Annotated in this window: 18 protein-coding genes; 11 read left to right on the top strand and 7 right to left on the bottom strand. The window is 61.4% G+C overall.

Features of this window, described 5'->3' with window-relative positions; all coding sequences use genetic code 11:
• Window positions 1-320: 320 nt before the first annotated feature.
• Window positions 321-485, bottom strand: a complete 165-nt coding sequence (locus tag NG895_RS03475) for a hypothetical protein (RefSeq protein WP_252851061.1) — start codon at window positions 483-485, stop codon at window positions 321-323.
• A gap of 262 nt (window positions 486-747) precedes the next feature.
• Between NG895_RS03475 and NG895_RS03470 the strand changes: the two genes are divergently transcribed.
• The 3 genes from NG895_RS03470 (at window position 748) to NG895_RS03460 (ending at window position 3,380) form a co-directional block, all read left to right on the top strand.
• Window positions 748-1,116 carry a TFIIB-type zinc ribbon-containing protein gene (locus tag NG895_RS03470; RefSeq protein ID WP_252851060.1) on the top strand — a complete coding sequence of 123 codons (369 nt, stop codon included), beginning with the start codon at window positions 748-750 and terminating at the stop codon, window positions 1,114-1,116.
• Window positions 1,117-1,214: 98 nt separating this feature from the next.
• Window positions 1,215-2,507: a DUF1593 domain-containing protein gene (locus NG895_RS03465; protein ID WP_252851059.1), complete on the top strand. Its 1,293-nt coding sequence runs from the start codon at window positions 1,215-1,217 to the stop codon at window positions 2,505-2,507.
• A gap of 171 nt (window positions 2,508-2,678) precedes the next feature.
• A complete protein-coding gene (locus tag NG895_RS03460; RefSeq protein WP_252851058.1) occupies window positions 2,679-3,380 on the top strand; it encodes a lamin tail domain-containing protein in 702 nt (233 codons plus the stop codon).
• 89 nt (window positions 3,381-3,469) lie between these two features.
• On the opposite strand, the gene NG895_RS03455 is transcribed toward NG895_RS03460, so the two are convergent.
• The 6 genes from NG895_RS03455 to NG895_RS03430 form a co-directional block, all read right to left on the bottom strand.
• Window positions 3,470-7,618: a M56 family metallopeptidase gene (locus NG895_RS03455; protein WP_252851057.1), complete on the bottom strand. Its 4,149-nt coding sequence runs from the start codon at window positions 7,616-7,618 to the stop codon at window positions 3,470-3,472.
• Window positions 7,563-7,901 (bottom strand): BlaI/MecI/CopY family transcriptional regulator, encoded by a 339-nt coding sequence (locus NG895_RS03450; RefSeq protein WP_252851056.1) that lies wholly within the window; start codon window positions 7,899-7,901, stop codon window positions 7,563-7,565. The genes NG895_RS03455 and NG895_RS03450 overlap by 56 nt, the downstream gene beginning before the upstream one ends.
• A 563-nt stretch (window positions 7,902-8,464) precedes the next feature.
• The gene (locus NG895_RS03445; RefSeq protein WP_252851055.1) at window positions 8,465-9,262 is read right to left on the bottom strand and encodes a helix-turn-helix transcriptional regulator; all 798 of its coding nucleotides are present in this window, start codon (window positions 9,260-9,262) and stop codon (window positions 8,465-8,467) included.
• Between the two features lie 300 nt (window positions 9,263-9,562).
• The gene (locus tag NG895_RS03440) at window positions 9,563-10,216 is read right to left on the bottom strand and encodes a hypothetical protein (RefSeq protein WP_252851054.1); all 654 of its coding nucleotides are present in this window, start codon (window positions 10,214-10,216) and stop codon (window positions 9,563-9,565) included.
• Window positions 10,141-11,199, bottom strand: coding sequence for a WD40 repeat domain-containing protein (locus NG895_RS03435; protein ID WP_252851053.1), 1,059 nt, complete (start codon window positions 11,197-11,199; stop codon window positions 10,141-10,143). Before NG895_RS03435 ends, NG895_RS03440 begins: the two co-directional genes overlap by 76 nt.
• A gap of 7 nt (window positions 11,200-11,206) precedes the next feature.
• Window positions 11,207-12,040 (bottom strand): hypothetical protein, encoded by an 834-nt coding sequence (locus NG895_RS03430; RefSeq protein WP_252851052.1) that lies wholly within the window; start codon window positions 12,038-12,040, stop codon window positions 11,207-11,209.
• Window positions 12,041-13,127: 1,087 nt separating this feature from the next.
• Between NG895_RS03430 and kaiC the strand changes: the two genes are divergently transcribed.
• The 8 genes from kaiC to NG895_RS03390 all read left to right on the top strand — a co-directional run bounded on the left by kaiC (window position 13,128) and on the right by NG895_RS03390 (window position 21,941).
• On the top strand, window positions 13,128-14,630 hold the full coding sequence (kaiC, locus tag NG895_RS03425) for a circadian clock protein KaiC (RefSeq protein ID WP_252851051.1): 1,503 nt from the start codon (window positions 13,128-13,130) through the stop codon (window positions 14,628-14,630).
• Window positions 14,627-14,947, top strand: coding sequence for a circadian clock KaiB family protein (locus NG895_RS03420; RefSeq protein WP_252851050.1), 321 nt, complete (start codon window positions 14,627-14,629; stop codon window positions 14,945-14,947). The genes kaiC and NG895_RS03420 overlap by 4 nt, the downstream gene beginning before the upstream one ends.
• Before the next feature lie 7 nt (window positions 14,948-14,954).
• A complete protein-coding gene (locus NG895_RS03415) occupies window positions 14,955-16,643 on the top strand; it encodes a PAS domain-containing sensor histidine kinase (RefSeq protein ID WP_252851049.1) in 1,689 nt (562 codons plus the stop codon).
• Between the two features lie 245 nt (window positions 16,644-16,888).
• On the top strand, window positions 16,889-18,178 hold the full coding sequence (locus NG895_RS03410) for a glycoside hydrolase family 99 protein (protein WP_252851048.1): 1,290 nt from the start codon (window positions 16,889-16,891) through the stop codon (window positions 18,176-18,178).
• Window positions 18,179-18,219: 41 nt separating this feature from the next.
• Window positions 18,220-19,350 (top strand): 5-(carboxyamino)imidazole ribonucleotide synthase, encoded by a 1,131-nt coding sequence (locus NG895_RS03405; RefSeq protein WP_252851047.1) that lies wholly within the window; start codon window positions 18,220-18,222, stop codon window positions 19,348-19,350.
• 127 nt (window positions 19,351-19,477) lie between these two features.
• A complete protein-coding gene (locus tag NG895_RS03400) occupies window positions 19,478-20,125 on the top strand; it encodes a glutathione peroxidase (protein WP_279675885.1) in 648 nt (215 codons plus the stop codon).
• Between the two features lie 288 nt (window positions 20,126-20,413).
• Window positions 20,414-21,019, top strand: coding sequence for a redoxin family protein (locus tag NG895_RS03395; RefSeq protein WP_252851046.1), 606 nt, complete (start codon window positions 20,414-20,416; stop codon window positions 21,017-21,019).
• Window positions 21,020-21,080: 61 nt separating this feature from the next.
• Entirely contained in the window at window positions 21,081-21,941 is an 861-nt protein-coding gene (locus tag NG895_RS03390) for an isocitrate lyase/PEP mutase family protein (protein ID WP_252851045.1), read from the top strand.
• Window positions 21,942-22,433: the final 492 nt, after the last annotated feature.

Raw genomic sequence — 22,433 nt, 5'->3', positions numbered from 1 at the left:
CGCTGGCCGATGGCAAGATGCCACTAGCCGCAAGATGGCATGGCGGACCGATCCTACAACTTTACCGCCACGGTGCCGAGCGACAGAATGGTGTTGCTGCCTGATCCGAAAACGACCATCGTGCACTGCTGGTTTGCCTGGCACAGGCGATGCATCAACAGCCGTGCTCGCCTTTAGCAATGGCGGCCGGGGCTAGGTTTGAGAAACCGGCCGTGGCCTTCCCGCGTGCGTTGGGCGATACCGCCAGCATACTACCAGCCCGATACCGCCGAGCAGCAGGTGCAGCGTGGTAGCTTCGGGGACGAAGGTCGGGTTGCCAATCACCAGCTTGAGTTCGCCCACGGCACTGCCTTTCCCATGCCATCGTCGGTGAGCGCCGAGTGGGCTTGGCCGTTCGCCAGGGAGGTCCAGGCCTCGGTGTAACGAGTACTGGACAGCTCGAACACACCAGAGGTGTCGAGGGCATTCGCAGATGCACTGGACAAGAGGGCTAAGAAGAGTAGAGCCGATCCGCGTGTTTTCATTAGAACGATCCCTGGTGAAATGATCCAATGGAACAATAGGTGCGATCGTAACCTGTCATGCGAAGAAGTGAGCTATCGCCGAGGCGATTTTTTGCAGCTTTATACCGTGCGTTTTCGCATAAGGTGTTTGGGGGCGAGTCCGCTGGCGGGCCATTCTCGACACGGAGAGCTATGTTGCCGCGGGTGGATCCACCAGCGGGCCCGCCGTGCTATACTCCAGGGTATGTCTATCTCCTATCGCTGCCCGACTTGCGGACGTATCGGAGAGGTCGATGACGACCTGGCCGGACAGCGAATCAACTGCCCTTCGTGCGAGACCGAGATCGGGATCGCCGCGGCTCCAGGTCGGGATGACGACGATTTTATGCCGCTGGCCGAGTTGCAGCAGGCCCGTCGGAATGAGACCTTCGCCGAAGAGGCGCGTGCCGACCAGACGATCGAGTGGCAACGCGAACTCTTAAAGGAGTCGCGTGATCAGTCGGCACACCTGAAGAAGATCGCCGACAACACGGGCTGCATCTTCATCATCCTGGCTATCTGGTTTTTCCTTGGAATCGCAGCGGTGGTGATGTCCATTGTGGGGGCATGGTAAGTCGCCAAGCGAACGTCGAGCCGGATCTTCGTGCTACAATGGCACCCGCGTGCCACGCAGCGTTTCGCCCCGAATGTACCCTGCAGCAAGGCCAACCTATGAGACTTCGCACCGCCACCGAACTGTTGTTGCTCATCGTGATGGTTGCTGCAGTGCTGAGTGCAAATCCGGCGCGCGCCGACCAGCGCCCTCGGGTGCTCGTGTCGACCGACATCGGTGGCACCGATCCGGACGACTTTCAGTCGCTGGTGCATCTGCTGGTGTACGCGGACGTGCTGGATATCGAAGGACTGGTCTCCTCTCCCTACGGCCCCGGCCGCAAGCAGCACCTGCTGGAGGTGATCGATGCCTACGAGCAGGACTACGACAACTTGAAGACCTACTCCGATCGTTACCCCACGCCTGACGAGCTGCGTGCGCTCACCAGGCAGGGCGCCACCCAGCCGGCGCCCCACGCGGGCGTGCGACAAGCGACCGCGGGGTCGCGGTGGATTGTCGAGTGTGCGCGGCGTGACGATCCTCGTCCGCTGCACGTGCTGGTGTGGGGCGGCATCGAGGACCTGGCCCAGGCACTGCACGACGCGCCCGACATTCTGCCCAGCTTGCGGGTCTACTTTATTGGCAGCTCCAACAAGAAGTGGTCGCCCGATGCCTATCAGTACATCGTGGAGCATCATCCGGAGCTGTGGATCATCGAATCGAATGCCACCTTTCGCGGTTGGTACGTCGGTGGCAAGCAGTCGGGCGACTGGGGCAACCGCGAGTTCGTCGCGCGCCACATTGCCGGCCAAGGTGCGCTCGGCGAGTTGTTTGTGAGTAAGAAGGACGACATCAAAATGGGCGACACGCCATCGGTCGGCTGGTTGCTCGAGGGGACACCCGAAGATCCTTCGCAGCCGGGCTGGGGAGGGCGATACGTGCGGGCCTGGCAGCGGCCTTACACTCGTTTGAACCGCCTGCCGACCAAGGACGACGGCATGGAGATCTTCGGCATCCTCGAACTGGTGCTTCCCATGCGTGGTGAATTGCCAGACGAACCACAGGCACAGCTGCGCGTGGAGAATCAATCGCTCAGCGGCCACCTCGCCGGGGATGGGACCATGCGATTTCGTTTCTCGCCGAAGGCCGCCAAGACCCACGACTTCACGATCCACAGCAACGTTCCCCAGCTGGATGGAGCCAAGGGTGCCATCCGCGCGCACAACCCACCTGCCGATGCGGCCGACCATCCTTCGCCGGCCCATCCGAATTGGTGGACCGACGACCCCTCCCCGGCTGCAGCCACCGGCCCGCACCATGGTGCTCGGACCGTCAGCCGTTGGCGCGAGGACTATCTGAGCGACTTTCGGCAGCGGATGCTCCGCTGCAGTTCGCCAGCCGCATCAAGGTGAACGCTGTTGTTGCTGCGGGCTCCCGCCGGCGCCCAGCGCAGCGAGGCGACCGGCTTCTTCAGTTCTTCACACCTGCTTAACGTACGGCCGCTATCTTCCCGTTGCTTTGGCCACCGCGGCCAGGCGTCGGTTTGTTTTGACGTCCTTCCCCTCCAGATGAAAGTGCGACTTGTGAAGACACTATGTTTCGCGGCCCTGGCCGCCCTATTGGCCTCGCCCGCGTGCGGGGAGGTGATTATTTCTGAAATCTTCTACAACCTGAACGGCAGCGAAAGCGGCGTGACCGAGTGGGTGGAGATTACCAACACCGGCGACTCGACCGTCGACCTCAGTGGCTGGATCTACGGCGACGACCAGGATGGCTCCTACTCCGACCCTTTCGCCGCTGGCACCTCGCTGGCCGCGGGCGCCTCGGCCGTGATCACGGGTCAGGAAGCCGCGACGTTCCAATCGATCTGGGGCGATGGCATCCAAGTGATCAACTATCTGGTCGAAGGCGCGAACACTGGCATCAGCCTTGCCAACGGTGCCAGCGATACCAACGAGATGCCGGCCATCTTCGACGCCAGCAACACGCTGGTCGACGCTGTGAACTACGAGAACGGCACCAGCGGTTGGCCTTCGGGTAACGGCGCGAGCATCTACCTGCTGCCGGGTGGTTACGATTCGGTGGCCAACGACCTGGGTAACAACTGGGGAACCTCGACCGCCGGTGTCGACGGCGCTTATTCGGCGCTGCTGGTGAACACCGACATTGGCAACGCCACGGTGCCGGACGTGGCCTCGCCGGGCGTGGCGGTGACTGTGCCCGAGCCCTCCACGATGCTGCTGACCCTGCTGGGCCTGTCGTGCCTGACGATTCGTCGCAAGTAAAGCACGAATCGAAGCCAACGATTAGACAACAGTTGCGGCGGGCCATCGTGGTTCGCCGCGACTGTTTCTATAGTGGCTTGCCGGGCGAGCTATTCGAGGTGCTGGTTCAGCAGCTTCTCCATTGCCTGCCACGCGTTGGCCGAGCCGACGAGTTTCCCGTCGGGACCAATCAAGTAGTAGGCGGGCACCGTGCTGATGGCCATCTGTCGCGCCAGGTCCGACTCGGATCCTAGGTAGTTCTGCGACCAGGTGAGTCCTTGGTCCTTGGCCACGTTCTGGGCCGCGGCTTTGTCGTCGTCCAGGTTGAGTCCCACCACCACCAGCGGCGATTCGGAATGCTCGTCGACCGCGGCCTTGAGCTGTGGCATCGACTCGATGCACGGCCCGCACCACGTGGCCCAGGCGTGCAGCAATACGTATTTGCCCTCCAGGTCGTTGACCAGCCGCAACCGCCCCTGGTCGTCGGTGATCTTGAACGCCCGCATGTCGGATCCCACCCGCGGCCCGCTGCGACACTCGATGTCAATGTCGCCGATGTCGACTTGGCCTTGGGCGACGTCGTCCGCCGTAACGGTGATCGGCACGACCCGCTCGCCGATGGTCTCAACCAGACAGCCGGCGGGCTCCTCGTACAGCTGGATCACCAGGTCGTATTCACCGGGCTCGACGCCATGGATGGCGAGTTGGCCGTCGTCGGCCAGTTTCACGAAGTAGTTGGATCGAGTGCCGAGCCATGTATCGAAGTTGTTGCGTTGCAACCAATCGGCTTGGAGCGGACCAGCGGGATCGAAGCTAAGCGGAGGTGCCTCGGCGGGGTATTCTATACCTCGGTCGCGACTCACCAGGTAGTTGATCGACCATTGCTTGCTGAGCTGCTCGTTGTCGCGGCCCGTGGCCACGACGCGTCCTGTGAGCGTTGTGCCTTCGCCACCTAAGTCGACGTCGAGATGTTCGCCGGGGCGCAGTTCTAACGGCACCGACTGGCTGGACGACAGCGGCGAATCATCCCACGGACCTAAGTAGGCCTTGAGGTTACCGCTGACGGGTGGAATGCGGTCGAACTGGAAGCGTCCATCTGCGTCGGTCAGGGCACCGTAGCCATCCTGGAAATGGGGTTTGTTGAGGTCACGCTGGGCATTGGGCCAGAACTGCACGCCCTGGTTGGGAACCGGGCGGCCCGCTTGGAGGAGTTGGCCAGAGAGGGTGGCCCAGGGCGCGAGCTTCAACTCGCCAAAGCTCTCTTCGTCGGGAGCGAAGTCGACTTCGGCAAAACCGAGGTCATGATAGGCGCGAACGAGCACCGGTTCGCTGGTAGCGCGGATCTCAAAGTTTCCATCGGCGTCGGTTCGGAGAGGTCGCGCGTCGTAAGAATTCGGCGAGCCATTCCGTGCATAGGGGATGTCTGTTGGCGATGCCTGTTGGATCAAGGCGCCAGCGACCGGGTTGCCATCAGCATCGACCACCCGCCCTTTCCGCGCCGGCATCGGTTCGAGCGCTACGTCGAGCTCGGCTCGTCCATCGGTGGGGCCAAACAAGCGCTCGCATACCACCGAGCGGTACCCATCGGCTTCGAACCGGACACGATAGGGCACATCAGGATCGCCGCTGCCGGTGAGCGGCAACTCGTAGCGGCCGTGGCTACCCTGTTTTCTGTCGGTGAACCGCGTGGCATAGTTGTTCTCGCCGAACACGATCACAGGCATTGCCAAGAACTCCGGGATCGGTTCAGCCGTTTCGCATTCGGTTACCAGACCTACGGCAACGCGTGCCGGGGCAAGTCGAACCACGTGCGGTTCGCTCTTAGGCACGAGCGTCACCGACTGGCCAGCGAAGCCAATAGCTCCGATGTCGTACCGAACGCCGCCGTTCGGTGCCCAATCCCAGACGTACACGCCCTGTTCGTCGGCCTTGCGAGGAATACCATACTCCACGCCCGGTCGGCCTTGGTTATAGAGCGAGTTGGTGCCATTCCAAGTCTTTCGGCCGCTCATGCCGCCGAGGTATACACCGGCTTTGGGGATGGCCGCGCCTTGGTCGTCGACAATGTGGATTTCAATACGGTTGCCAGGCTGCAACTTAAACTCGAGCGGGGCCATGCCGGGTTCGACTCGCACCACACGTCGCTGGGCGGCGTAGCCTGGAGCAATCACGATGATCGGATATTCGCCGGACGGGAGCTGCGGAGTCGCGAAGTTGCCTTGTTCGCCGATGCCGGTCTCCCAATCGCCCTGGGTGAAATAGGATTCGTCGTTCCAGACAACCCAGCCGTTGGTGACAGGTTTACCGTCGGGACCGACGACTTTTCCTTCGATAGCTGTACCGCAAGTCATCACGAACTTCGCTTCCCCCGATCGCAGTTGCTCGGCGGTGATTCCCTGCTCGCGTTGAATACCGCCCCACTTGGTATCGCTGGTGTAGCCGGGGTGTTCTAACTTCACCTGGAACTCGTAGTCGTGATTGTCGTGCGGGCCGGGGGCGTTTCCGAGTTGCCACCGCCCTTGCTCATCCGTCTTGATGGTTGGCTGATAAAACGAGTCGGTCAGCCAGTCGCTAACAACCGGCTTTTTGTCGAACTCAGACTCCTCGCTGTAAGAAACTTCATCGTTGGCCTGCACGCGGACGTGCACTCCAGCAATGGGGTGGCCCTTTTCGTCTACGACCTGCCCACCAATGGTGCTTCCTCGAGCCAGACGGAACTCGAATTCGCCGGGAAGTTGCAAATCAAGTTCTTCGGGGCTGCGGTTGAGCCACACAAACTCCGATACCATCCCAGGTGCCCACGCCCAAAGCTTGACCGTGTCTTGCTGGCGGTTGATCGGCAAGGAGACAGTGCCATTATCGTCGGCAACCAGGTCTTGGTTGACGATCCTTTCGCCTTCGGAGTCGGGAGGCCGAACCGAGTTCGCGAAGACCTTCGCACCAGCCAGTGGCTGGCCTGATTCGTCGAGTAGCCGAATCGTGATCGACTGTTTGTCCGAGTCGGCGAGGTCGGTGGGCTTTTGGGACTCTGTAGCGGGCTCCTCGGCCGGCGTCGCGGGCGTCTCGTCTGCCCGCGAACTGAGCTGGCAGCTGCCCACCATCACCGCCGCCACCAGGGCCGACGCCGCCAAGTACCGCACGGTGCGTTTGGTGAGTAGCACGCGGCTGCGCGTGGAGCTGAGGATGGCGGCAATTCTGCCCTCCACATTGTTCGACCTGGCCATGGCAACCGCTCCGGCGATGGATTGCGAGCGGTAACGCTTGGCGACACCCAGCAGCATCTCCGCATAGTCGGCCGGCACGCCCGTATGCGTTACCACGGCATCGTCGCAGGCAATTTCGCGGAGCCGCTTCATCTGCATGGCGGCCCACCAGGCCAGCGGATTGAACCAATAGACCGCGCACGCCAGTGTGGCCATGTACTGGGTCAGCACATCGCGACGTTGCACGTGCGCCAGTTCGTGCAATAGCACTTGTTGGCGTTGTGCGGCCGGCCAGCAGTCCGAGTCTGCGGGCAGAAGGATCGTGGGCTGCCAGAAACCGATCACCATGGGAGTTAGTTCCCCACCGTACCGCTTCAGTGGCACCGGCCCCCGCAGACCGAGTCGCTGGGCAGCCAGCCTGCTCGGTTCGCTCCAGGCGGGATCGTGCACGTCGGTCGCCCGGTGGAGCCTGGCGTGGGCACGCCATGCCTGAACCATCAGGTGCAGCAGCACACCCAGCATGCCCGTGGCCCAGACCGCGATGACCACGTTACCGAACGTGAGCCATTGTCGCTGCGACAAGCGGGCACCGGGAGCAGCAGCCCGTTCCCGCTCGCGTACTGGCGTTGCTTTGACTCGCTGCGGGGGCTCGGCCGTCGCTGGTTTGGGTGGAGTTTGTGGTGCGAGCGATGCATCGACTCGGCGCGGCCCAGTGGGCGCGGCGCTACGAGCCGGCGGACGTACGGGCAGTGTTTGGGTGGCATCCATGGAGTCGCCAGCCGTGGTGGGAAGCACCGGCAGCGACCACCGCGGCGACGTGAAACTCACCAACGGCAACGCCAGGCAGCCTGCCAGGCCGAGCGCCCAGATGCCATGCAGCACGGCCGCCGAGCGACGTCGTAGCAGCAAGGCCGCGGTGGCCGTAACCACCAGCAGAACGAACGACCTGCCAGCGATGGCCCACAACGCAGAAGATTCGAACAAGGTGCTGAGCATGGTTTCATTCTCCCTTACGGACGCGGCGAATGGCTTCTTCCAGTCGATCGATGTCTTCATCGGTGAGCTTCTTGGCCGAGTCGTCGATGAGCGCGGCCAAGGCGTCGCCCGTAGATTGAGGGTAAAACGTCTCGATCAGCCGCCGCAAAGCCGACAGCCCAGCCGTCTTGCGCGACTTTACGGGCAAGTACAGGTGCGTCACCTCGCTGCGGTCGCGGCGCACGTAACCTTTTCGCTCCAATTGGCCCAGCATCGTGCGAACCGCGGAGTAACTGGGGGGATCGCTGAGCTGCTCGCGTACCTCGGCGACCGACGCTTTTTGCAAGCGATAGACCACTTGCATGATCTGTTCTTCCCGGGGCGCAAGTTCCCGAGGTAGTTTCTTCCTGCCCGCCATGGATGATGGTTCCTTGTGCTCGCGGGTGTTATTGGATTAGCAGGTGTCAATGTATTGGCACTCGCGGCGGGCGTCAAGCTTTTCCGACGACTTTTTTTCGACGCCCCCCGCGGTAACTATTCCGTGATTGTTTTGCGACGCCCCGTCTGAGTGGTCGTCGGAATTCTGTAGCAAAGCTGCTCAGAGTGGCGAAGGGCGGCGCCCAAGTAGAAAAACGCAGAGCGGCCGGAGCCGCCCTGCGCTGACTCCCTACGGGGAGAAGGAGTCGGTTGCCTCTTCTCGGTTCCGGCGACGCAAATGGAACCGGGTCCAGCAACGTAAGTCGAATTCTAAACGCCACCCGCCATTCCGTGAACGTTCCCCAATCGGGGTACGAAAGAAGTTGCCGAGATGATGCAAGAAGCTGCACCGCATGGTGCTAGTACGAATGCGCGGCGCTATGAAAATTCCAAGAAAGTTGGCTCACGAAAGTACGGGAATCGAAGTAGTTCACTGCGCCGACGGATGCTTCAAGCTACATCCTGGCCATCGCCCGCACGGAATTTGCATACCAGTTCCAGTTGGTCTTTGGCGTCGTAGAAACGCAGCACGTTGCGAATGTGAACCTTGGCCGTGTTTTCCGATACGTGCAATAGCGCAGCAATATCGCTGCGGCGGCGACCTTCCAGCAAGTAGACCAGCACCATCCGCTGGGTGGGAGTAAGCTGCGGCACCGCGTTCTCGCGGTGTTCGGGCAGGCCGGCGAAGTGCAGCCACTCGACGTTTGACAGAATGATATGCGTCACCCGGCGGTGTTGATCGGTGAAAGGCTCGCGGTCCACATGGCGGAACAGGCCAATGGCACTGCACATGTCGTCGCCGCCCAGTGGGTAGATGCTGTACAGGAAGTCGTCGATGCCGCGATCAAGGCGATACTTCTTGACCGTCGCGTTGCCATACCAATCGGGATCGGTCACTAGTTGCCGGCGGGTCCGCGTGTAGTGCTTTCCCTTCGCTAGCTCCTCGCCCAGCGGCGGGTCTTCGGGCGGGCGGGGCTTGGCCACCTGGGAGGCTTCGACCCAGCCACTGAACTGCTCGTCGGTCAGGCCCTCGTGAATCACGCCCACCGACATGGGGCGGTTGTTCGACGCGTCGCGAAACGTGACCGACCACAGCCAGCCATCAGCGCCGGTGAACTCCTGCAGACGGTGCATCAGCAGTCGCTTGCGGGCGTTGACGTCGCCCTCGTGCCCGGCGACTTCTCCCAGCAGTTTTACGGCGGCCACCGCGTCTTCGGTGGGGATGAGATCAGGGGTGGAGTCAGACATAGGGACTAGGCAAGTTATTCGGGCTCGAAGCGACGCTCCACCACCGCGAATATACCTCTGTGGGGGGCAAATATCACCCCTAGGGGTAATATCAAGCGGCCGACGTTGTACCGATGATGAAACGGTCGACTCGCACTCGCAAATTCAGGGGATGTGCCGTCCCAATTGTCGGGCACGTGCAAGCAGTGAGAGTTCATGGGGGACGGCCCACTCCTGAGCCCGCCCGCCGCCGGTGCGGTGCGGGTTCGGGGAGCGAGCTTCGAGAAGTGGCGGTGGAGAGTTTCGCTTTCTCACGCGCCCTCATGCGACTGGCTCCACGCTCGCGGCAGTGGTACCGCTGGTTCGTCGTCGCCGGCGTTCGATCAAGCGATAGGCAATCAACAGTGGCACCAGCGGCACCAGCAGGATCGTTAGCCACGGCTTGTGTCCCGGTACGTCCCACACCTCGTCGCCGCATCTAATCCGGTCGCCGGGCAGCATGTCGCCGCCTGCGACGACGTCGCGGACCGGCAGGCCGACCAGTCGCGTCCGCCCCGATTGCACTTCCAGGCAGCGGATCTCCAGCGGCCGCATCTCGGCCTCGGTTGTGCGCCAGTTCACCAGGTCCGACAGCGTCGATCGCACCTTGGCCCACTTGCTGTCGCGGTACTGCTCGTAGACCAGGTAGCGACCATCGGACGTGAATCCCAATGGATCGAACACGCTTTGCGAGGTGACTTCCTCGCTTGGTCCGGCGATGCTGGCTACTTCTTCGCCGTTGCTGGTGCTGACAACCGACAAACGCCGCCCTTTGACTTGATAAGCAAACGGCGGCGCGGCATCAACGATCTCGCCAGCCTCCTTGGCCCACAGTGAACCATCGGACGAAACGACGTTGCTCATGCCGTCGACGGCGATGCAGGATAGCGACTCATCGGAGACCTCCAGCAAGAACTTGGCAGTGGTCGTTTCCACCAGGAGCAAGCGATCGCTGAGAAACGATGTCGTGTAGGCATCCCCAATGCAATCAGCACATCTCCCCGTGTTTCCTCAACCAGCCGCTTCTCGAGGCGAAGCGTTTCCAAGTTCCACGCATGCAGGTAGGCGATGCCCTTGTTTGACAATTCAGAGTATTCTGCGAACAACAACCACAGCTGTTTCGAGTCGGAGGAAAGGGTCCAACTCCGCGGATACATTCTTTCGTTCCTGCTATACGGGTCCGTTTCGTTTGAGTCTTCGAACTTGCCGATGATGGTGCCAGATCGTGTGTCCCAAACCGTGTATTGCAGCGGCGACTCTTCATCTTCCTGCACTTGGGGGGCGAGCGAAATTGTAACAGCCCGCTGTCCGTCCGGGGCGATCGCCAAACCGGGTACGGACCAGGGCCCCTTGTGAAGATTGAATGGCTGGAGTGTTGAGATGGTCTCTCCGCTTGCTATGTCCACGAACGCAACACCGTTGTAGCGAAGTTTCCATTCGGCTGCGCTGAGGTCGTCCGAAAGGAGTATCACGGCCCACTGGGCGTCTGCAGGCGCCCGTGTTACGGAGTGCAGGTGCCCTGGAGTTGCAGGCATGGTCTGCTGGCCCGTCGATACATTCCAGGCGACGACGCGGTCGTCGCACTGGGCCACGACGTGCGAATCGTGATTGGCGAACTCCACCGACGAGATGCGCACCGAGTCGGACTCGATGGTGCGATACAACCACCCGCTGGACGCCTTGCGGATCAGCAACTTGGCGTCTCTCTCGCGGGTAGCACCAATCCCCACCGATGGGTCATCCTGTCTCAGTTGCCGCGTTGCCAGGTAGGTGCCATCGTGGCTGGACGCCTCAAACATCTCGTCGTCCGCCAGTCGATACAGACGGGCGGGCCACGAAACGAGGTACATCAACCCCACGCCCATGAGCCAGGCCAGCAGCCAATACCGCCAAGGGTAGAGGAAGCGAAGGAGTTTCATAGCGTACTTACTCCTCAGTAACCGGCGGTAGCCCCACCGTTACACGGACATCGATCGGCACCAACACCGTGGCGACGTCCAACCACTCGTCAACTTCCAGGTCAACGGTCTCAGGTGGCTTCTCGGCAAAACGCCAGTCCGTGTCGTTTTCGTTGCCGAGCTTCGCGCTCGTAACCAGATGCCAGGAGACGCGTCGGGCGGCGAGGTCTTGCTGGTCGGCACCCAGAAACCGGATGTTGCCAATATGTTGATTCGCTTCGGTACTCACGAGAACCGCTGGACGATTCGCGCTGGGCTGGCGGATATCTGTGATCGTCACGGTGTGGTCTCCAACGGCGAATGCCTCTCTCACTTCGAGTCGCACGTTCTTTACGGTATGCGTCTTCTTACCGCCCGCCACGACTAGCGCGAAGCTTCCGCGTAGGTGGATACTCGTCGCCTTGGCGTCGGGCACTTTGCCGCCGAATATCTCGATCAGCGCATGCTTGCGATCTCGCGAGTAACCGCCGTTGCGAATCTTCGTCTTGCGTGCCAGGCTCTGCGCGTTCGGGGCCCGCAGGTCGTTGCCCAAGTTATCGACAAAGCTCTCGATGGACGACTGGCGCATGTCTTGGCCCAGGATGTATCCCTCGGCAGGCGAGCACTGCATGACGATCGTCGTGCCCGTGCTCCAATTGAACGGCCGCGGGAAACCAGGCTCATCGGGGAGCTCCGCCACGAGCCGCAGACCATTGGGTCGGATCGTCCAATTCTCTGCGGTGGACTCATCGCCCCAAGTCACGTGTCCAAGCGGCAAAAGGCAAAGCAGCGTACTGAGAATCAACCAATGCTTTCGTGGCATGATCCGACTCCTGGTTGGTAATGAGATGAGTAAGCAAGGCGGCTATTCGGCATCCGTGGGGCCGACTCTCGCTCAGGTGGATATTGAAAAGTAAAATCCACCGGCGCGCAACAGGGCGAAAAACACACACAATGGGAGGGCACTCAGCTCCTCCTTGGATGCGCCGGCTCGTAGAAAACTCTTTCCACGCAAGCTACTCGATTAGAACTTGAGTATAGCAACAACGCTGCAGCATCGGAGCCGGAATCGAGGGCGAAAGGGCAGGCTTGGGCGTCGATTGCCCCAGCAGGAAGCGGACTGGCGCATGGCGGGGCAGCGCCCTTCAACTGTCGAAGAACTGGACCAGCTGCCAGATCGTGCAGCAGGCTAGACCTGCGATCCAGAGGACGGCCATCGCCATGAGCGCCCAGAATTTCACCGGCGTCTGGTCGCGGTAGTAGGTAGTAAACGTCGCCTTTGAAGCGGACCCATCCCTGTCGCAACGAGCGAGCTAGGATCCAGATCCACAGTAGCGTGCCCAGCAGCAGGACGAACGCCAAGCCCAGGTGTTTGAATCGTTCGGGCATCGTGGGCCTCGGGTAGGGTACTGCATGGCGCGGGCATTTCGCTGCGGGCCGCGGCGCCGTGGTACAATGGGGCCCGTCCTCATCAACCCTGTGGTCAGTATAGCCATAGGTACCACCTTCGCACTTCGCCGCGCTGTTTGCTTGGCTGGTACTCACCCGCCGCAACTCGGCTGCGTCTGAACGATTTGCAGGTGATCGGTCATTGGCCATCCCACGCGAGTGGCCCCGACCGATCGGGTGTCGTACGTTAGGTTGCTTGCACGTGGCCGTAGTGTTTGCCGCCATGGTGACTTCTGCCAGGGCGACTCGGGGAGGGGCTGCTAGAAGCCTGTTCCGCCGGAGTGGACCGGTACTTTGGCGACGTGAATTTCCGGGCGAAAGGCCCGCCGGCTCTGGTGACACGGCAATTCCTGCCCGTTACTTGCAATTAGCGGCCAAAAGCACCACAATTTGCTCACACCCCGATCTGGTGCGGGAACTGGGGTCGACGGGAAACGTGCGCGTTTGCCGGCTGTAACTCCATGTCTTCCCAGCGATCTCAACACCACCTCGACTTCATGGCCTCTCCGCCAGCTGATCAGTCACCACATCCACATGCTGGATACCCACCGAAGGTCGCTACGGGGATCGCGGGGCTCGATGACATATTGCTAGGCGGGTTGCCGAAGGGCCGTACTTCGCTGGTGCGTGGAGGGCCTGGAGCGGGAAAGACCATTCTCGCTTTGGAGTTCATCTATCGCGGCGCCCTGGAGGGAGAACCGGGGATCTTCGTCACCTTCGAAGAGCGGGCCGATATTCTCCGGCAGAATGCATGGGCCCTGGGCTGGGATCTCGAGCCGCTCGAGCAGCAGGGCCTGTTGACGATCATACAACCCGACATGCCCGTGAGGTTTGTCGAAAGTGGCAGTTTCGACATCGGCGGTTTGCTAGCAATTCTCGACGGGCATGTGGAGAAACTGGCTGCCAAACGAATCGCCGTCGACGCGGCCGACGTGTTGCTGCGACTTTTCAGATCGTACGCCCAGCGGGAAGAGCAACTCTTTGCGCTTCACTATTGGTTGTGGGAGCAATCCCAAACTGCCCTGCTGACACTCAAGTCAGGCCACGAAGAACAGGCTTCCAACGATCGCCTGGAGTATCTGGCCGATTGCGTCATGCATCTGGACAATCGCGTCGCGGGACAAATTGCTACTCGCCGACTGCGAGTGATCAAGTACCGTGGATCGGGATTCTTGAGCAACGAGTTTCCGTGCGTGATTACCACCGGTGGTATCGCTCTGATGCCAATTACGCGTTCGCAATTGGGGCGGCGGATTAAAGGCAAGGTGCCCACCGGTATTGCGAAGTTGGATTCCCTGCTCGAGGGTGGCTACCTGCGAAGCTCGTGCGTGCTGGTGGGCGGATCGACGGGTGCGGGCAAGACGACCATCGCCAGCCAGTTTGCGCTCGCAGCTTGCAAGCGATCGGAGCGAGTGCTGTATGTCGATTTCGAAGAGAGCGTCGATAGTCTGACTTCCAGCATGAAAAGCGTGGGGCTCGACCTGCAGTCGGCCGTGGACGCGGGGCAGCTGAAGGTCATCGCCACCATGCCCGAATCAGCGGGCGTGGAAGAGCATCTTTGGTACCTGTTTCAAGCCATCGATCAATTCGCTCCGGACCACTTGGTGGTCGACTCTATCAGTGCCTGCAATCGCATGGGATCGGAGGAAGCGGCTTTCGATTTCCTGGTGCGACTGCTAACCCACTGCCGGTCGACGGGCACTACCTGCATTTACTTGAATCAAACCACGCCCGAGAGCGCGAGTAACTCGATCAGCGGGGTGGGCATTTCTTCGCTGGTCGACGCGTTGATCGTTTTGGAACAAGACTGGCCGGCAGACGAGCACCGACGGCGACTGCTGATCATCAAATCCAGGGGGTGCAGGCACTCACATGCCTACCATCAGTTCCAGATCACCGACCATGGCATCGAAATTGCAGAGACTGAGTCCCGTGGTTCTGCTCAACAGGAGGCAGGACCATGAGCGTCGAGAATCCGATGCCAACATCGAACGAGACAACGGAAACCCGGCAGCTAATTCTGTTTCTGGCCGAGGGCGAGCCGAATTCCATAGCGGCCCGACGGAACCTGGAAAATTTGCTGGCGAGCGCGTACGACTGTCAGGTGCAAGTGCAGTACGTGGATGTGCTGGAGGAATATGAATTCGCGTTGGAGCATCGGGTCCTGGTAACTCCTACTTTATTAATGATCGATCCGCTTCCGCGGGTGATGATAGTGGGAACACTGAAGGACACGGAAACTGTCATCACTGCGTTGCGGCTCCGAAGAAGCGAAGACTGATTCCACCATGGACTCAACCGATCTGCAGCAACGCTTGGCAGAAGCCGAAGCCACCTTTGAGGCCCTGCGCAATCAGGAAGTCGACGCGGTTGTCGGTGCCAAGCAAATCATGCTCCTCCGCCTGGGGGAAGTGGAGCGGAAGCTCCGCGAGAGCGAGCAGCGCTTTCGTGTGCTCGTCGAAAGCACGGCCCAGGCTACCTGGGATGCCGACGCCCACGGTAACGTTGTCGAGGAGTCGAGTTCCTGGCTCGAATACACAGGGCAAGCTCCAGGAGACTCACTCGGCATGGGCTGGCTGCAAGCAGTGCATCCGGACGACCGCCAGTTGGTGGAAGCGCAGTGGCAGGCAGCCATCGGCCGGGAAGCATCGTTCGAGTGCGAGTTTCGCCTCGACCGACACGATGGAACCAGTTCATGGACTCATCTCCGCGCGGCGCCGCTCCGCAGCACGGGCGGCCATGTCACCAAGTGGGTCGCCATGAATGTCGACATCACCAAGAAGAAAGAGTTTGAACACTCACTGCAGTTCGCCCGTGAGCAAGCGGAAGCCGCTACCAGGTCGCGGGGCGAATTTCTGGCGAACATGAGTCACGAGATTCGCACGCCGATGACTGCCATACTAGGGTACGCGGACATTCTCGGTGAGCATTTGCAGGAGCCGGACAACATCCAGTGCGTGGATACGATTCGAAGGAATGGGCATTTTTTGCTCGAGGTGATTAACGACATCCTCGACTTGTCGAAGATTGACGCCGGCCGGATGTCCATCGAGTCGGAACGTGTCGCCACGGCCGAACTCGTCCACGACGTGCTGTCGCTCATGCAGATTCGCGCCCAACAAAAGAAGCTGCCTCTACTGGTAGAGTATGAGGGACGGGTGCCGGCGACGTTAGATATCGACCCCGTGCGGCTCCGGCAGATCTTGTTGAATCTGCTGAGCAACGCCATCAAGTTTACCGACACCGGATATGTCCAGTTAACCGTGCGGTATATCGACACCCCGCCGCGCGTGCAGTTCGACGTGATCGACTCGGGCATTGGCGTCGCCGAACAGGATATCCAAACCCTGTTCGAACCCTTCACACAGGCCGAAGCCTCGGCCACGCGTTCGGTGGGAGGGACCGGTTTGGGACTGACCATTTGCCGACGGCTGGCTAATGCCTTGCGGGGCGACATTGCCGTCCGCAGCAAGCCCGGTGAGGGAAGTGTCTTTACGCTGACCGTCAACGCCGATGGCCACGGCGAACTCGTCACGGTCTCTCCGCTCGATCGCGAGTCGTCAGATCCACCGACTGCAAACGACGACATTCGTCTCGAAGGGCACATATTGGTTGTGGACGATCGACGTGACATCCTCTTTCTCGCCGACCGGTTTTTATCCGAGGCAGGGGCCGAGATCGCGACGGCCAACGACGGTGCCGACGCCATTGCCGAAGTGGCGGCCCAACAACGAGCCGGCAGGCCGTTCGATCTGGTGGTGATGGACATGCAAATGCCTAACATGGATGGCTACGAAGCAACCCGGCATCTGCGAAGCAGCGGGTTTGATCGGCCGATCGTGGCCCTTACGGCGAACGCCATGAAAGGGGATCGCGATCGCTGTTTGCAAGCGGGTTGCGTTGATTTTGTGACCAAGCCCCTGAACAAGGACGTCTTCATCCGGACCGTGGCTCGGCATCTCGGTCGCCAGGGCTGAGGTTCACTGCCAGGCCATCCATCGTGGCGGCCGCCCGTGGTCCGATGACATTGCGTACCTGCGTGTCTTCGTTTGATGTTCTTCAATGGAGGTGCTGTTTGGCCCGCTCCGTGGCACGACGCTATAGTACGTGTGTGCTCCCGAAAGGCGGTTCATCGAAATTGGGACCGTCTCGGCAATCATTGTCGCTTCCTGCGACATGCTTCGGGAAGCTGATACCCGCTCGAGACAAAAGCGAAACCGCCATGCGTTCCACCCCTGCACTCCGTCACGCCGTTTGTCTGCTGCTGCTCGTTGCCGCGCCACTGGCGTGTGGCGCAACCAAGCACTCGGCCACTTCCCGGCATCCCTCGTATCGCGGCCGCGTGATGTGTGGCTATCAGGGTTGGTTTCGCGCCGACGGCGATGGCTCGCAGCGGGGTTGGGTGCATTACGGTTGGGACGGCAAGTTCGATCCGCAGCACGTAACGATCGACTACTGGCCCGAGACGAGCGAGTACGCCAAGACGTACCCGACACCGTTTAAGATGGCGGACGGTACGCCCGCTCGGGTGTTCAGCAGTTGGGACCAGAGCACCGTCGACACGCACTTTCGCTGGATGAAAGAGTACGGCATCGACGGAGCGTTCATGCAGCGATTCTTTGGCGTCACCCGCACGCCCGAGTCGCGCGCTCAGGGGCGGGTGATCCTGGGCCACGCCTTGGAGGCCGCCGACAAGCATGGCCGGGCGGTGGCCGTGATGTACGACCTGTCGGGCCTGGAGCCGGGGGGCGACTGCGCGAGCATCATCCAGGATTGGAAGGAACTGGTCGACGAACTGCGCGTCACCTCGCGGGGCGACGATCAACCCTACCTGTACCATCGAGGCCAGCCGCTGGTGACCATCTGGGGCGTTGGCTTCCCCGATCGGCCGTACGACATTCGCCAGATTGGCCTGGAGAAGCTGCTCGACTTCTTGCAGCACGACCCCGAGTACGGCGGCTGTGCGGTGATGCTGGGCGTGCCGACCTACTTCCGCACGCTCGACCGCGACACCACGAGCGACGCCTACCTGCATGAGCTGATCGAGCGGGCCGACATCGTACTGCCATGGATGGTGGGGCGATTCAATTCCACCGCCGAGGGCGAAATGCGACGCTACCGCGAGCAGGTTACGGGCGACCTGGCCTGGTGCAGCGAGCGTGGGGTGGATTACGTGCCGCTGGTGTATCCGGGCTTCAGCTGGCACAACCTCAGCCGGCACGAGTTCAAGAAGCCGGCGCCGCTGGGCGGGATTCCGCGCGAAGGAGGGAAGTTCTACTGGAGCCTGGTGCATGGGGCCGTGGACGCCGGCGGCCAGATGCTTTACGTTGCCATGTTCGACGAGATCGACGAAGGCACCGCCATCTTCAAGTGCTCGGGTAGCCCACCGGTGGGGCTCGAGTGCCTGACTTACGAAGGCCTGCCCGCCGATCACTACTTGTGGCTCACCGGCCAGGCGGGCGAAGTGCTCCGCGGCGAGCGGAAACTGACCCGCGAGTTGCCGGAGCGATAAGGTAACGAGTTCCCAGCCCCAACCCCCAGCCTCCCCCACGCATGTCCCTCCCTCCCAACTCCACGCTCGGCGTTTTTGGCGGTGGCCAACTTGGTCAGATGTTTGCCACCGCGGCCCAAGAGTTGGGATACCGCGTGCACGTTTATTGCCCCGAGTCGGACTGCCCCGCCTCGCAGGTGGCCGACGAGCACACGGTGGCCGACTATCACGACTTTCAGGCGATTGCGAAGTTCGCCCAAGCGATCGATGCGGCCACGCTCGAGTTCGAGAACGTGCCCGTGGCGGCGGCCGAGGCGGCGGCCCATTTTGTGCCGGTGCGGCCGGCCGGCGAGGCGCTCTACACGGTGCAGGATCGCAGTCGCGAGAAGGGTTTCCTGACGCTGGCTGGCATTGCGACCACGCCGTTTCGCAATGTGCGTTCGGCCGACGAACTCAATGCCGCCGTGGAGGAACTCGGCACGCCGGCGGTGCTCAAGACCACTAAGTTCGGCTACGACGGCAAAGGCCAGACCATCATCCAACAGGCGGCCGAGACCGAAAAGGCGTGGAGCTACCTGGGCCGGCACAAGTGCGTCTTGGAACAGTTCATCGAGTTCGAACGAGAGATCTCGGTGCTGGTCGCCCGCGACACCGATGGCAACATGGCCACGTTCGGTCCGATGGAGAACGCGCACGCCAATCACATCCTGGACGTGAGCGTCTACCCGGCCAAGTCGCCCGAGCGAGCGGCGCGGGCCGCCATCGACGCGGCGCGGCAAGTGGCCGTGGAGATCGACCTGGTGGGCCTGGCCTGCGTGGAATTCTTCGAAACGCCCGCGGGCGAAGTGATGGTCAACGAGATTGCTCCCCGGCCGCACAATTCAGGCCACCTCACCATCGAAGCCTGCTCGACCAGCCAGTTTGCTCAGCAAGCCCGCACCGTGGCCGGATTGCCGGTGGCGGAGATGACCGCCCCGCGACCAGCGGCGATGGCCAACTTGTTGGGCGACTTGTGGGCCACCGGCGAACCGAACTGGGAGGCCGTGCAGCAGTTCCCGGGTGTCGAGCTGCACCTCTACGGAAAGCACACCGCCCGCGAAGGCCGCAAGATGGGGCACTTGACGGCCGTGGCCGACACGCCGGCGGAGGCCGAACGTCTGGTCCGCGAGGCTCGGGCCGCTGTTGTCCGTTAAACCTGGTGTGGCGACGTGGTGCGGTAGTTTGGGCCAAGTTTTCGGTGGTCGGGCCGAGCCGATCGTCTATACTTTCTTCAGCGCCGATTCCCCCTGCCTCCCCCGCCTTTCCTCAAGGAACCGATCCATGCGAATGCTTTTGTCGCTCGCCCTTGCGCTCACTTTCATTTGGAGCACCCAGACCATGGCAACTGCTGCCGAAACCGATAAGTCACAGGACAAAGAGTGGCCTGCCGCGCTCGACTTCACCATGAAGACGCTCGACGGCGAAAAAGTGCACCTGGCCGAGAAGTACGAGGGCAAGGTCGTGCTGTTGGTGAACGTTGCCAGCAAGTGCGGCTTCACCGGTCAGTACGCCGGCCTGGAAGAACTGCACGAGAAGTATGGTGACCAAGGCCTGGCCATCGTGGGAGTGCCGTGCAATCAGTTTGGTGGCCAGGAGCCCGGCACCGCCGAGGAGATCGCCACGTTCTGCGAAACTAAGTACGGCGTCGAGTTCGACATGCTCGAAAAGGTAAACGTCAAACGCGGCAAAGAAGATCAGGCGCCGCTGTACAAGTACCTGACTGACAAAGAGAAACTGCCAAACATTGGCAGCGACATCAAATGGAACTTCGAGAAGTTCCTCATTGGCCGCGATGGCAAAGTGATCGCCCACTACCGCTCGATGACCGGGCCGAAGTCGAAGAAGCTGGTCTCGGCCGTCGAAGAGGCCCTGGCCGACAAGCCCGACGAGAAGCCAGCCAAGAAATCCTCCGAGAAGCCGGCGAAGTAATTCGGCGTCGCCGGATCGAAATACCGTGATGCAACGAGCACGACCCAATGGGTCGTGCTCGTTGTACTTTGGCGGTTAGGCAGAGGTTGCCACCGGTCGGCCGACTCCGACGAAAACAGGCTGCTATTGCCGGAGCGAACCACTGGTGCGGAACGTCCGTACATCAGTTCGAGCTTGCTGTATTGTGCCCCGCTTGTGCTGGTTTCCCGGATTGACTTTCCCGGGCGGCCGGGGCGACAATACCCGTTGCCTAAACGTTGTACGCCACCCACATGGAGGTACCCCACCGTGACCCGCTCCGTTCTCGCTTTGCTGCTCGTATGTTGCGGGTGTTGCTGCCTGGCCGTGGCGCAGGACGAGAAGCCCAGCAAGGGGCCGAAGGTGCCTGAGGTGCTGCTGTCTGACCAGCATCAAAAGATGGTGAAGGTGGGCGTGGGGCAAGAGTTTCCGCAGCTTACATTGCCGCAGGCCGACCAGGAGGGAGGCCAGCCGAAGCCCTTGTCCGATCAATTCGGCACCGCCGCCACGGTGGTGGCCGTTTGGCACTCCGATGGCGCCATGGCCAAGTCGATGCTCCGCGACTTGAGCTATGACATCGCCAAACGCTATCAGGCGAAGCCGGGCGAGAAGCCCCAGGTTGCCACGCTGGCCATCGCCACGGGCACCCCCGCTGCCGAAGCTATCGCCGAGAGCACCGGCGCCAAATACACCGGCCCCGTGTTAATCGACGAGTCAGGCGAAGCGTTCGACAAACTTGGCACCGATCGTCTTCCCAGGATCTACGTGCTCAACAGCAAGGGGCAGGTTGTCTGGCTCGACATCGAGTACTCCCTCTCGACCCGCCGCGAGATGAAGCAAGCGGTCGCCGCGCTGGTGAAGAAGGCGGCCGAGTAGCTCGACTCGCGCCCCCCAAGCAGGGCGAAGCGCCGAGGCGCTCGTCTTTCGGAGCAGCCTTATGAGCACGCGCATCCACCAGATTCTCGAGCAGTCTGGAACCGTCGTCTTCCCTGGTATCTACGACGCGCTCTCGGCCAAGCTGGCGCAAGAAGCCGGGTTCGAGCTGGCCTTCGTTTCGGGTTTCAGCGTGGCCGCCACGATGTTGGGCGAGCCCGACTTTGGACTGCTCACCCAGACCGAGATCACCGACGCCGCGCGACGTATCTGCCGCGCGGTCGACATTCCCATCGTGGTCGATGCCGACACCGGCTATGGCAATCCGCTGAACGTCTATCGCACGGTCCGCGAGCTGATCGAAGCCGGCGCGGTGGGGTGCCTGCTCGAAGACCAGGTATGGCCGAAGAAGTGTGGGCACATGCGCGGCAAGCGGGTCGTCGAGCGCGGTGAGTACATCGAGAAGATCCGCGCCGCGGACGAAGCCCGCCGCGGGCACGACTTCTTTCTCATTGCTCGGACTGATGCGCTGGCCGTCCACGGCATCGACGAGGCGATCGCTCGCGTAGAGGCCGCCCGCACAGCAGGTTCGGACGCCAGTTTCGTCGAGGCGCCGACTTCCGTGGAGCTATTGGCCGAAATCGGTCGCCGCTCGCCGGGGCCGAACGTGGCCAACATGATCGTCGGCGGCCGCACGCCGCTAAAGACAAAAGAGGAACTGACCGAACTGGGGTTTCAGCTGATCGTACACCCGGTGGGTGGCTTGTTCGCTGCTACCAGCGCGATTCGCAAGGTGTTTGGAGAGCTCGCCACCACGGGCGACGAGCGCGGCACGGCGGCGGAGCAGGTATCGTTCACCGAGTTCACCGACATCGTCGGCCTGGAAGAGAAGTACGCCTTTGCCAAGCGATTCGGCGTGGAGTGACTTGGGCTAGAATCCGTGCCATTTCGAAGGAGTGTAAGCGACTGAGAAATCTACGTTACCACTCCATGGGCATGCTGCACTTGGGGAGTTCGGTCGGGCAGGCTCCCAAAGGGGCAACGTAACCTCGTTTGGCAAACCAGATTCTTCGGTCATCTAGTACTACAGCGCTAAGTTGCGCGAAGCACCGCAGCGATCACCACGAGTCCTTTTCGTGGTTCTTTGTGCCTTTTTGTGGCATAACTCGGGCAATTGCGGTCTCGGTCATGCTCCGCCGAATAGAGCAGTTGCTCCTCGACCGCTGGCTGCTTGTTCCCTCTACCCAGGGCGGCACTTGGACTCGTGTGACTCGTCCGCGTTTGCCCTGGGCTACCGAATTTCGTCCCTTCGGGACTGTTCTGATGCTTTAGGCTGACTCACTTCAGCCCGTGTTTCATCCGTGCTCATCCGTGGCTAGAAACCAACGACACTCAGCGCCGCCGTATTACGCTGCGA

The organism is Aeoliella straminimaris, from assembly GCF_024054565.1.
In the GTDB taxonomy this organism is placed as follows: Bacteria; Planctomycetota; Planctomycetia; order Pirellulales; family Lacipirellulaceae; genus Aeoliella; species Aeoliella straminimaris.
Note: the sequence above shows the minus strand (reverse complement) of the source record. Positions and strands in the feature narration are given on the sequence as shown.